Source organism: Paenibacillus gyeongsangnamensis, from assembly GCF_027533625.1.
Classification (GTDB): Bacteria; Bacillota; Bacilli; order Paenibacillales; family NBRC-103111; genus Paenibacillus_G; species Paenibacillus_G gyeongsangnamensis.
This window is the reverse complement of sequence record NZ_JAQAGZ010000002.1, coordinates 277,967-290,343: the sequence shown is the minus strand read 5'-3', so window position 1 is coordinate 290,343 and position 12,377 is coordinate 277,967. Positions and strand designations below refer to the sequence as shown.

The 12,377-nt window shown below is 49.3% G+C and carries 10 protein-coding genes; 9 read left to right on the top strand and 1 reads right to left on the bottom strand.

Features of this window, described 5'->3' with window-relative positions; genetic code table 11:
- Positions 1–13: 13 nt before the first annotated feature.
- From O9H85_RS04315 to O9H85_RS04295, 4 genes are all read left to right on the top strand, one after another.
- Positions 14–1,363: an ABC transporter substrate-binding protein gene (locus O9H85_RS04315; protein ID WP_269880062.1), complete on the top strand. Its 1,350-nt coding sequence runs from the start codon at positions 14–16 to the stop codon at positions 1,361–1,363.
- A 206-nt stretch (positions 1,364–1,569) separates the two neighbouring features.
- A complete protein-coding gene (locus O9H85_RS04310; protein WP_269880061.1) occupies positions 1,570–1,797 on the top strand; it encodes a hypothetical protein in 228 nt (75 codons plus the stop codon).
- Between the two features lie 69 nt (positions 1,798–1,866).
- On the top strand, positions 1,867–2,652 hold the full coding sequence (locus O9H85_RS04305; protein ID WP_269880060.1) for an MBL fold metallo-hydrolase: 786 nt from the start codon (positions 1,867–1,869) through the stop codon (positions 2,650–2,652).
- A 165-nt stretch (positions 2,653–2,817) separates the two neighbouring features.
- A complete protein-coding gene (locus O9H85_RS04295) occupies positions 2,818–3,447 on the top strand; it encodes a TetR/AcrR family transcriptional regulator (protein ID WP_333474160.1) in 630 nt (209 codons plus the stop codon).
- A gap of 645 nt (positions 3,448–4,092) precedes the next feature.
- Here the strand turns inward: O9H85_RS04295 and O9H85_RS04290 are convergent.
- Complete coding sequence (locus tag O9H85_RS04290; protein WP_269880059.1) at positions 4,093–5,124, bottom strand: alpha/beta hydrolase family protein; 1,032 nt, start codon at positions 5,122–5,124, stop codon at positions 4,093–4,095.
- 972 nt (positions 5,125–6,096) lie between these two features.
- Here O9H85_RS04290 and O9H85_RS04285 point away from each other — a divergent pair.
- From O9H85_RS04285 to O9H85_RS04265, 5 genes are all read left to right on the top strand, one after another.
- Positions 6,097–7,800 (top strand): cache domain-containing sensor histidine kinase, encoded by a 1,704-nt coding sequence (locus O9H85_RS04285; RefSeq protein ID WP_269880057.1) that lies wholly within the window; start codon positions 6,097–6,099, stop codon positions 7,798–7,800.
- Positions 7,790–8,962, top strand: a complete 1,173-nt coding sequence (locus O9H85_RS04280; protein ID WP_269880056.1) for a response regulator — start codon at positions 7,790–7,792, stop codon at positions 8,960–8,962. The genes O9H85_RS04285 and O9H85_RS04280 overlap by 11 nt, the downstream gene beginning before the upstream one ends.
- A gap of 135 nt (positions 8,963–9,097) precedes the next feature.
- The gene (locus O9H85_RS04275; protein WP_269880055.1) at positions 9,098–10,459 is read left to right on the top strand and encodes an ABC transporter substrate-binding protein; all 1,362 of its coding nucleotides are present in this window, start codon (positions 9,098–9,100) and stop codon (positions 10,457–10,459) included.
- A gap of 63 nt (positions 10,460–10,522) precedes the next feature.
- Complete coding sequence (locus tag O9H85_RS04270; RefSeq protein WP_269880054.1) at positions 10,523–11,413, top strand: carbohydrate ABC transporter permease; 891 nt, start codon at positions 10,523–10,525, stop codon at positions 11,411–11,413.
- 13 nt (positions 11,414–11,426) lie between these two features.
- Positions 11,427–12,308, top strand: coding sequence for a carbohydrate ABC transporter permease (locus O9H85_RS04265; protein WP_269880053.1), 882 nt, complete (start codon positions 11,427–11,429; stop codon positions 12,306–12,308).
- Positions 12,309–12,377 lie beyond the last annotated feature (69 nt).

Here is a 12,377-nt window from a genome sequence, read left to right as displayed (position 1 = left end):
AGGCTGCAAGCTCATGAACGAAAAAGAAACGAAGCTGTCACGCAGAGATTTTTTGGTAAAGGGAACGCAAATGGCGGGAGGTTTGATGATGCTTTCCTCGATGGGCGGCATCCTAGCCGCTTGTGCCAAAGTCGGCACGAGCAACGGCAAAGTAACCGATCTCGTGTTCCAAACATGGACATCGGAAGCCAAAGAAGTTATCGACGCGCAAGTCGCCCAATTTAAAAAAGCATTTCCCGACCTGAACGTCACTGTACAATATTTTCCGTATGATGATTATTGGAAAAAGCTGCCGATCAGTATTGCCGGGGGTACAGGCCCCGATCTGTTTGTAATGACCCGTCCTAATTTCGAAACGTTCGCCCGGGCAAAACAGGCGGCCGATATTACGCAGGAAGTGAAAAACTCCGCGAAGCTACAGCAAAACCTGGCAAAGATGAACAGTGTTTTCGTGCAAACGTACCAATATAAAGGCCAAACCAGAGGCGTTCCTTTCGGAGTGGACAGCACGGGAATCGTCTTCAATAAAACATTGATTCAAAAAGAAGGGCTCAAGCTGCCTTCGGAAATCGAAAAATCATGGTCCTGGAACGATCTTCGCGACATTGCAATCAAATTGACCAAGCGATCAGGGAACGACATTACCCAGTACGGCTATTTGGTGCCGGTCAATCGTTTGCCCACCTTTGAATATTTGTGGTCGAACGGAGCAGAGTTGTTCAATCAGGCTGGGGATCAATGCACGATTGCCAGCAAGGAAGGCATTCAAGCAATGCAGTTTTTGACTGATTTGGCGGTGAAGGATAAAGTGTCTCCAACACCAGCTTTCATCAAGGATCAAAGCGTTGACGATTTATTTATGACGGGTAAAATTGCAATGATGAACGTCGGCAACTATACGATGCCCAAATACCGCGCAATTAAAGATTTTGAATGGGATGTAGCGGAAATTCCGTTTTCCCCGAACACGAACAAAAGGTTCGTATCCTCCAACGTGCTTGGCTATATTGTCGGTCCGAATACGAAAGCAAAGGCAGAAATTATCCAGCTGCTGGAGCAGTTGACGAGCAAGGAGTCGCAGCAGGTGTATGCTGAGAAAGGCGTCTATATTCCGACTTACGGCGAAGCGCAGGATCCGTTTTTCAGCTCGGACAAGCCTGCCAATCTTAAGGCGTTCCAACGTTGTTTAAGCTATGCGAAGCCTATGGTTTTCAGCGAATGGGTATCGTACCCCGAGGTGCAGCGTGTCATTAAGGACGCATTGGATCAAATGTACAGCGGCAAGGTATCGGTGGAGCAGGGCTGGAAAGCCGCAGAAAACGAGCTGAACAAAATCATCCAGGAAAACAAGGCAAAGGGTTAATATGCTGAAAAGTCAGCCGCTGCCCAAGTCATGCTGGTCAGGTCCGTAAAAAAAAGAAGACGGAAAGAAAATCTGATGGGCTGGTTGATGGCTTCCCCATGGATCATCGGATTTCTGCTGTTTAAGTGGGACCGATCCTATCAGCCCTCATTCAAGAACCGGATCATATTGCTCTGTATTATAAAGGAGGAAACGGCGGGAAAAAAATGGTTCCTGGTCTAAACCCGCTGGAGCCGGAAGACATGAATGTAGAGGTGTTTTGTATGGGGGCGGATATTCGCTTATTTTGCAGGGAATTTAAAGACATAACGACCGGGAAGGAGTCGGATCATACGCAAGAGGCACCGCAGCTTGGGGAGCAACCGCACATGCTCACGACACAAACGACGGTTCAACGTCATTCGCTGTCAGGACAAAGCGGAGAACGTTCGTAAGCGAATAATCCGTAAAGTGACTATTAATTTTTAATAAAAATTGAATCTCGTTAACGTGGAGGTAATTTTATGGAGGACTTAACAACAAGAATTACTTTTTTAGGCACTTCCAGTGCTGTACCCGAAGTAGGGAGCGACACAGCCAGTATGTTAATTAACGATCGTATTTTGGTTGATACCGGCTGGAAAGTGACTGAAAATTTACGCAAGCTCAGTATAGAACCGACTTCAATCGAGCATCTTGTTTTCACACATTTTCACCAGGACCACTACTTATCGTTACCTTCATTATTGTTCTATATCCTGATGAAAAAGAAAGATCTAAGAGGATTGAAGATCGTGGGTCCGAAAAGAGATTTAGAGCTTACGATCAATCGGACGCTGGAGTTTCTAAATCAAGGGAGATATATCGTTAAAGCAGGGAAGCCGGAGTTGATTCCCCTTGAGGCCGGAGAATCCTATGAAACTTCAGAGTTCCGGCTGGAGACTTGCGGTACCATACATCCGGTACCCGGGTTATGTTATCGGTTTACCGATAACAATAGCGGAGCCGTAATTTCATTCACCGGCGATACTGCGTATCACCCTCCCATCGCGGAGTTTGTTAGGGGCAGCAAACTTCTGGTGCATGAAGCGGCTCTGGGACCGGGTGCGGGAGATCCGTCCAATAATGAGTCCCTTCATTCCGGAGCACAAGATGCCGCCCGCATTGCCGTTGCTGCAGGCGTAGAACAATTGCTGCTTATTCATGGCCCTCACGCGCGTGTTAACGGGTGTGTGGAAGCGGCACGAAAAATTTTCAACGGTGATATACTATGGCCCAAAGAAGGACAAACCGTGCAAATACATAAATGATTTGATGACAATTCCATATAAATGAAGAGTAAAGCCTGTCCAAACTGCCTCGACGATTGCTGAGAGGCTATTATATTCTTGGAGGAAGATAAATGAAAAAACAAATCACGGCCATCCTTTTATTTAAACGATATAAAATTATACACTATATCGCTTGGCTTGAGGATGTTCTCGGATCCTTCCTCCAAGACAGCTTGGGGGCCGCTGTTCGCAATATCCACATTATCGCTGCTGCCGCAGCAGGCGGCAATCGACATCCTCGCCGAAGCGGGTTTTGATGGTATGACAATGGACTTGGTCGCGGCTCGAGCGAAGGCTGGGAAGGCGACGGTGTACCGCCGCTGGTCTTCCAAGGCAGAATTAGTCCGAGACGCCTTGACCTGGATGAACCGAAATCATCTTGAGCTCGACTGCTTGCCCGATACAGGAACCTTGCGCGATGATTTCCTCGCGCTTTTGAAGCCGCAATCGATCGAGGAAGGTGAGCGCAAACTTCGAGTCATCGCGGGCCTAGGCTCCTTTTTCTCGCAGCATCCAGAAGCGGTAAACGCCGGGATTTTCGAGCCGTGGGTTGTCGTGAACCGCGAGCTCATGCACCGAGCCGTCGGCCGCGGTGAAATTCCCGCTCACGCGGACATTGAGATGGCTTGCCAGGTCATTACTTCAATGGCTTCTTTTCGCGGACTCATCCTGCGCAAACCGTTCGACAAGCGTTTCTTCACTGCGCTAATCGACGGCATTCTGCTGCCTGCCCTCAAAAACCCGCAAACATCTCCAAATGCCATGGACCAATGATGACCGACGCTTACCAGAAGAATCTGGTCATTATGCCGAGTGGCCGGAAATTAAATGATTATGTAGCCGGATTTTCAGCTGACAATTACGTTCGCTTACGAATGAAAGAAGGATGCATCAATACTAGAGACATTTTTGAAGAGATCGAAGTCAAAGGCTACACGGGTTTTTTGTTTTTGTTCATGGGTCTTATCATCCCACGCAAAGCAAAACCAAGGTAGAGTCCAGATTAAAAGCAGCAAAATTCGTAACAGGCCCTTAGACGGACAGATTTCTGTTGCGATTTTGCGTCCAATCTCGGAGTAAGTTAAGGAACACAATTTTCCAGCACGGGGTTGCCGCCATGATCGGCGGCCTCGTTACGCTAACTGTCAGCATAGTTGATGTCGGTTGACAAGAACTTGATATCATAAATGACAAGAACTTTATCCCATTACTGCAGTATGACCGCGACATATTGAACATAAAAAAACATCGCCTACAAGGTGGCGATGTTAACTTTCAACGAAATTTCAAATTGTCAGCCTGGAGACATATTGGTCTACTTACGAGAATCAAATACAGGAGGCGTTGCGCATATTGTTTTGCAATCTGCATTTTTAATTCAATACAGGAATAGTTCCTTTTTTACATTCAATACCCAGCTCAGTCAACCACAGCATGGAGTTGCAGGGTGAAGCCGCATGGCACTGCGCAATCCAGAGTGAAGCTCTTCTTTTCTAGGTCGTAATTGAGATGCGCCACCTTGTCAATAGAATCCAGTACAACAGAGAATGCTTTGGTGAACAGATAGCCGGCTACTACCAGTACTCCCTTGCGGGGGAGTTGCACGGGATTTCGATGTGCAGCCAGATTCTCACTCGCCAGTGTATTCATTCGTAAATGCTGCTCCTGCGTTATATTACCAAGATGACTGCGGGTTCCCACACCTTCCATCTCGTAATAGCTCACTAGATCTTTTTTGCCGAGTTCCTCCGCCTTTTTGATAAAAAGCCGGGAATGCTCCGACGGCACCCGAACATCTGTCTCTCCGTGCGCCGCAAAGAGGGGAGTCAGCAAATTTCCTACGGTAGTAATGCCGCTGCGGGCGTCATATGCCATCCTGTCTGCCTCAGGGGGGGAGCCAACCCAAACATCCAGCTCATCACGGAATTCACCTACGCTGTCATTCTCATACCACAGGGCGTAATCCGAGATGCCGTACAGTGCATTAACCGCCGCGAAAAAGTCCGGGAATTTCCCTGCTAGCGCAAATGCATTGCCGCCGCCGCCGCTTCCCGACTCGAAGTAGACCACCTCTGGATCAAGGATGAACTCGGAATAGTGCTCTCTTGCGTAGTTCACTGCATCAATTACGTCATACAGTTCCCAGCCGTTGCAGTCGGGATTTCCAGTTGAATATGCCCGACCGCGCATATCCACCTGCAGGGTGAGGTATTCTATACCCTCCGACGGCTGCTCCATATGCTCGAAGGCATCAATGGACATATGCCAGCCATGGGTGCCAGCTTGAATATAGCCGGGCTGTGCAGGCTTCAGAACACGCATAGCAAGAGTAATGGAAGGGTCCCGGCTGGACGGGTAAAGTATAAAATCACAATACGGCGAGTATAGACTGGTCAGCATCTTGCTCGTTTTCTCTGTTCGCTTCAGGTCCTCATACTGGGCTTCTCTCACAGGCTTTCTACTCCATTCTGCCTTGGCGGCTTCAGTCAGTTTAACTGGAATGAAAAAAATTCCTTGGCGTCTTAATAATAGATATTCGCGATAACCTCAGCCATATCCTCTTACGTTACAGTAGCAATAGGTAAGCGTTATCTTTTTTAGAATTCATGGTGGGGAAGTTTACCTATTACTTCGTGATGGCGTCCGTAATTCAAAGCTTGCGAACAATCTTTATAAGCTGAACGTACCTTCAACCATGCGTAACTGGAAAACGATTTAAAAGCTCATGCTTTAGCAAAGACGGTGTATGTTTAAAATCAATGTTCTTGCGCTAACGGAATACGCAAGTTAGTGATCAAAGGGCTGCAGCACGGTAGCCCTTCGCTGCACTAACGGGTAACAAGAGCTGAATGAACACTACACCACGAGGCTGCCGCGAAAATGATTCGCCGGCCTCGCTGTGCTATGGGCAGCATAGTTTAAGATCATGAGCAGACAACCCTTCCGGAAATGACGTAGGAATTACCGGAAGGCTATTCACAAGCTGATCGCGATACGGAATCATGCGAACGAAGCTGAGATGAAGCGTGATATGCTGACGATGAGGGCGCTCAACGCGCGGATCGTATCAAAGGTTGGCTGCAGTCTGTACACGAGCGAACATAGTAGCATGAAATCGGAAGCTCGGTGCGTTCCGAAACTGTACAAAATGGAGATGCCGAGAAGCTCAAAAGCTGCGCTTGGCCAACTCTATTTTGCTTTCACAGACTCCTCTCATGTCCCCCGAAATTCTGCTAGTCTCCCAATTCGGTTCCGCTTCCCGCATCGTGTTTGAACCATTGGCAGCCGCCCTCCCATCTGATGCAAGTATAAATTTGTGATATACTTTTGTAAGTGCTACCATTGTAAAATAAAGTGCACTAAATTCGAATGAGCGAAGGGTCACGCAGGAGCAGTTCTGCTTATTGCATAGGGGGTTATCCGATGAATATTGTAAATCGATTCTATAAGAATGTGAGTTTGCAAATCAAAATGGTCGTGACGTTTTTTCTGATTGCCATGATTCCTCTAAACGCTCTGGGCGCCTTGTCTTACTACAAATCAACGGGTCTCATAAACGATCAATTCGGCAAGTACGGCGACTATGCCGTCCATCAGCTAAAGCAATCGCTGGATACCAATCTGAAAAACATGGAAATTATCTCAAACGATGTAATCGGTTATTTATACAACCCCATGCATCAATGGTTCGGCGATCCGGACTCGTATGAAGTTGTCGTCGAACAGCGTAATTTGGAAAGCTTCTTACATTCTCATAACTATAACGATTTAATAGGAATTTATATTGTTCCTGCGGACGGGATGACCATCGGTACCAGTCAGGCCATCGCAGTGAACAAGCTTCATGAGCTATCCTGGTGGCGGAGCATCCCCCAAGGTGCGCAGGGCGAGCAGTGGGTCGGCTTTCATCAAGCGGACTACTACAACAACATAAGCTATAGCTATGTGCTAAGTCTCGTTGTGCCGCTTATGAAAGCGTATGCAATTCCGGCCAATACCCGACTACTGGTTGATTTCAAAGCCAATGCATTCATGGAGTTAATTGCCGGATTCGAGAAAGATACGGATTCTAACGTTGTTATTACCGACAGAGCGGGGCGAATATTATACCAAACCGCGAGCGAAAGCTTTAGGCCAAGGGACGACGATGTAAGGTGGCAGGAGTCGCTGGACACGAACGGCTGGAAGATTGACGTACGCGTCCCGAAGAGCACCTTCTACAAATCTTCATCGGTCATACGCTCCTATACAATCGCCGTCGGCTGCTTGTCTCTGCTGCTTGCGCTGCTTCTGGCTAATTGGTTTTCCTCTTCCTTAACCAGACCACTTATACGGCTTATCCAATCGATGAACCTGGTTAGTAACGGTAAGTTGGAAACCAGAGTTTCGGTTGACTCGAACGATGAGCTGGGAAGGTTAAGCTTACGCTTTAACGACATGACCTCCAAAATTCAAAAGCTCCTTCAGGTTAATATGCGGCTGGCCGTTAAGAAAAAGGAGGCGGAGCTGCAGATGCTGCACTATCAAATCAATCCGCACCTAATGTTTAATACGCTTAATAGTATACAATGGAAAGCAAAGCTGGCCGGCATGGACGAGGTGCCGCAAATGATCTTCCATCTGACGCAGCTTCTGGAGAACAGCTTAACTTCAACGGCGGAGCTCGTTTCCTTTGAGCAGGAACTGTCGAGCATTGAGCATTTTCTGAAAATTCAAGGATACCGTTACGGCAGTGTTTTCACTTACCGGGTAGAAGGCGACGACAGCCTGCGAGACTGCTTAATACCTCGGATGACGCTGCAGCCGCTGCTGGAAAACATTTTCTATCACGGCTTTACGGACGGGCGCGGGGATATTACGTTGACGATGTGCCGCGAGGGCGAGATTGGCCTTCTGCTTCTGAAGGATAATGGCCGGGGAATCCCTGCGGAGCAAGTGCCGAAAGTGATTAGACCCGGCACGCCGCGAAAAGGCCGTGGGGGCCTGGGGCTGTTCAATGTGCATGAGAAATTCCAGTTGCATTACGGAGAGTCTTACGGACTGGCCATTGACTCTCAGCTAGGCAAAGGTACGACAGTTTCCATTCGATGGCCGCTTTATAAGGAGGAGACCGTGGATGCAGGATAAGCAGATCAAGGTACTTATTGCAGATGATGAGCCGCTCGTCAGGCAGGGCTTGAAGGCAATAGTCGACTGGAGCAAGTATGACATGGAGGTCGTGGCTGACGCTGCCAACGGAGAGACGGCATGGGAGGAGTTCCGCAAGCATCATCCCGATTTGGTTATTAGTGATATTGCCATGCCCGTAATGGACGGAATGGAGCTGCTTAAGAAGATCAAAGAGGCTTCACCCGAGACGAAAGTGTTATTCGTAAGCTGTCACAGCGATTTTAAATATGCGCAAGAAGGGATCAGGCACGGGGTTTCGGGATATCTGTTGAAGACTTCCTTCAACGAGAAGGAAATCGATTCGTATCTAAGCAGATTACAAGCCGAGATCAAGCAAGCCACTGCGCCTTTGCGGCCGGAAGCGTCTCTGGATGTGTCGCCTGAGCTCAAAGAGCAGCTTATCGGTTGGCTGTCAGGCGACGGGGAGAACGAAGTACAATCATGGTGGCGCCGCCTTGAAAAGAAGCATCCGTTCCTGCGCTTCCCACTCACGGTCATCCATCTGGCCGGAAGCAGCGCGGAGCGGTTAGCCGATCGCATGCCTGAACGATTAATACGGGGATCCCGGCTATTACGCTTTCAGCTTGGCGAGCAGGGCGTCATTCTGCTAGTTGCGCGAGAGCTCTATCCGGAATGCGGCGATTGGCTGCGAAAGCTTCAGCTTCCGGATGAGGAGCTTGTCACGAATGTCCGGGACGGCTTGCGGAGTGCGGAGGAAAAGCTTGAGACGATTCGAATGCTCTTGCTACAGCATCGCTATAAGCGCGATTACGGGCTGTCTGTAGCGGACTGCCCCAACAATATCGTGGAGGCAGTTGCCTTTATGCTTGCTCATCTTCATGAGCCTATCTCGGCTGCGGATGTCGCCGATCATGTCGGACTGAGCCGCAGCTATTTCAGTCTGCATTTCAAGCGTTCGGTCGGAGTCAGCTTCCTGGATTTTATAGATAAGAGACGTTTGGAGCAGGCACAGACCCTGCTGGCATCCTCCGAATGGCGGCTGCAGGATATCGCAGAGCACGTAGGCATTCCCGATTCCAAATATTTCAGCAAATGGTTTCGCAAGGAAACGGGACTTACACCGACGGAGTACAGACAGCAGACAAAAATACACCCCTAAACGCACAGTTTTCACCCGGATAAGCTAACAAATCAACACTGTGAGCGCCACAATTGTCAGTTTGTAAGTGCTTACATAGCATCTATAATGAACACAATACTACTCCACATGTTCATTAGGAAGGGGCAAAGAAAAATGGCGAGATGGACGACGAAAGCAGCGGCCGGAGCCGCTCTGATGATGGTAATGGCTTCGACGCTCGTTGGGTGCAGCAATGGAGACTCGGGCAGTGCGGACAAAGGTAATGCCGCTTCCTCCACAACGGATCAATCGAAAGGAGCCGAAGCGAAGCCGGCAAAGCTGGTTGTCTGGGGTTGGGAGTCTTCGAATAAAGCTCTTAAGCTGAACATGGACGACTTCAAGAAGCAGTATCCGAATATCGACGTAGAGTTCCAGGATATAGCGAGCTCGGATTTGTACCAAAAGTTTCTCGTGACTGCCAATTCCGGCGATCAAGTGCCTGACGTCGTAACCCTAGAGACGAGTCATATGGCGCAGATGGTCGATATTAACGGGCTCTCGGATTTGACGGAGAAGGTAAAGCCTTACAAAGACAAGATGAACCAATTCAAGTGGTCTGACGCTACTAAGGACGGTAAAATATATGCCATGCCTTGGGACAGCGGTCCGGTAGCCATGTTTTACCGCAAAGATATTTTCGAGAAGGCCGGACTGCCGACGGACCCACAAGAGGTAGCGAAGAAAATTCGGACGGCCAAGGATTATATGGACGCCGCCAAGATCATCAAGGAGAAGACCGGTGCCTATATGAACAGCTCGTCCAGGTCCGTATCCGATAACCGTATATTCGAATCGATGCTGTGGCAAAGAGGTCTGTGGTACTTCGACGATAAGGGCAAGGTTACGTTGGATTCTCCGGAGGTCATCGAGACGGCGCAGTATTTGACCGACATGATGAACAATGGATATACGTTTGATGCCGAATCGTGGAAGGACGCGTGGCTTAACGGCTATAAAGACGGCAAAGTCGCTACGATTATCGGCGCCTCCTGGTATGTAGGCCTGCTCCAATCCTGGATCGCACCGGACAACAAGGGACTGTGGGCCGCCGCTCCGATGCCGAAGTGGAGCGAAGGAGATAAGTGGGCTAGTGCCAACGACGGCGGCTCCAATCTGGCAATTAACAAGAACTCCAAAAATCAGGATGCGGCCTGGAAATTCATCGAATTCATGCTGGGCAAAGAAAGCTCGCAGACCAAATATGTCGAAGGAGCCGGCTTCTTTCCTTCATTGGAGACGACGTATAGCGATCCGGTCTATCAGAAGCCTGTCGAGTACTTCGGCGGACAGAAGGTACAATCCATCTTCACCGAGACAGTCAAGCAAGTATATCCGCAAGCGTATACAAAGGACTACCCTCTTGCTAACCAGCTGACCAGCGATGCCTTCGCACAAATTTTTCTGAAGAAGACGCCGGTTGCGGAAGCGTTTAAGAACGCGGCGGACCAGCTTCGCAAGAAAGCAGACCGGAAATAGGATGCGCAGGAGTCGACCCGGAAGGGGAGGCTCCTTCTTCCGAAAAGAAAGGTGTGAACAATCATGGGACAGCATCGGCTGTGGAGATGGCAGTACAAGACGGCGCCTTACCTTTTTATCATGCCCTTTTTTATCCTGTTTGCGATTTTTTCGCTGTATCCGTTCCTGTTTTCCTTTTACATTTCCTTGACAAAGTGGAACGGGAGCTCGAACAAAGCCTTCATCGGTTTGGACAATTATAAGGATCTCCTATCAAATCGTGAATTTTGGGACTCCATATTGAACAGCATCCAGCTGTTCGTGCTTTACGTGCCGGTCATGATCCTGCTCGCGCTGCTGTTCGCCGTTCTGCTCAATCAATCGTGGATGAAGCTGAAGGGCTTTTTTCGAACGGTCTTCTTCGTGCCGAACATTATCTCTGTGGTAGCGGTGACCTTCGTATTTTCGATGATGTTCAACACTCATGACGGACTCATCAATAAATTGCTGATGAACGCAGGCTGGACCCACGAAGCGATTCCTTGGCTGGACTCCCCGTGGTGGGCCAAGCTGACCGTCGCCTTCATGGTGTTATACCGCTGGCTGGGCTACAACATGCTACTGCTTATGGCCGGACTTCAAAATATTCCCGCAGATCTCTACGAATCGGCGAAAATGGACGGCGCTACTCCGGCTCAAGCGTTCTGGTCGATAACCGTGCCGCTTATTCGTAAAATCATTGCGTTCTGTACGATTCTGTCGACGATTGGCACCTTCTCTCTGTTCACAGAGCCGTTTATTCTGACGAAGGGCGGCCCGTTGAAGTCGACGACGACACCGGTGCTATTGTTATATCAGGAGAGCTTCCAAAACTTCCACTTCGGCTATGCTTCCTCCATTGCCGTTTGCTTCTTCTTTCTGATGATGACGCTAACGATTGTGCAGCTGAAGCTGTTCCGCGACGACAATTCGTGAGGAGGAAATGGAAATGAGTGCATCGGTTTCAACGGCGGCCGTCAGACCGACTGCAATCGGGTCCGGCAAAACGGCAAAGCAAAGACTGCTCCTTACCACCGCTTTACTGCTCTGTTTGCTGACCTCGGCGGTCATGCTGTTCCCGCTTTTTTGGATGTTCAGCTCCTCGCTTAAGACGAGAGCAGAGATTTTTCTTAATCCGCCGGTCTGGCTTCCCCATTCGCTGCAGTGGGTTAACTTTAAGCTGCTTTTTACAGAGCATAACTTCGGCCGCGTTCTCTACAACAGCTTCTTTGTAGCCATTCTGTACACGGGCTTAAGCCTATTCTTTAACTCCATCGCCGGCTTCGCTTTTGCCAAGTATGAATTTCGCGGTCAGAAGCTGCTGTTTATGATCGTGCTCGGTTCGATGATGGTGCCCGCGGAGACTGCCATGGTGCCGCTCTTCATCATCTATCGGAATTTGGGGCTGGTGGATTCGCTGTGGGGCGTCATTTTGCCCGGTGTGGCAAGCGCATTCGGCATCTTCTTTATGAGGCAGTACTGCTCCGGCATTCACAATGAGCTGCTGGAGGCCTCCCGCGTAGATGGCTGCTCGGAGATCGGGCTGTTTGTCCGAGTCGTACTGCCCAATCTGAAGCCGGCCTTCGCGAGCCTCGGTATCGTCACCTTCGTCGGACAGTGGAACAACTTCCTATGGCCGAGCGTGATACTGCGCTCCGCCTCGAATCAAACGATTTCCTTGGCGATTCGGGCGCTGGAAAGCGGAAACCGCACCCCATATGAGCTGATTATGTCCGGCTCAGTTATCAGCGTCATTCCGCTGCTGCTCATCATCTTCCTGTTTCAAAAGCAGCTGATATCCGGTCTTATGGAGGGATCTGTAAAAGGCTGACGGCAGGGCCTGAGTATGGTGCGCTGCTATGATGATCATGGAAGTTATCCCCTAACACAAGGTGGTGTA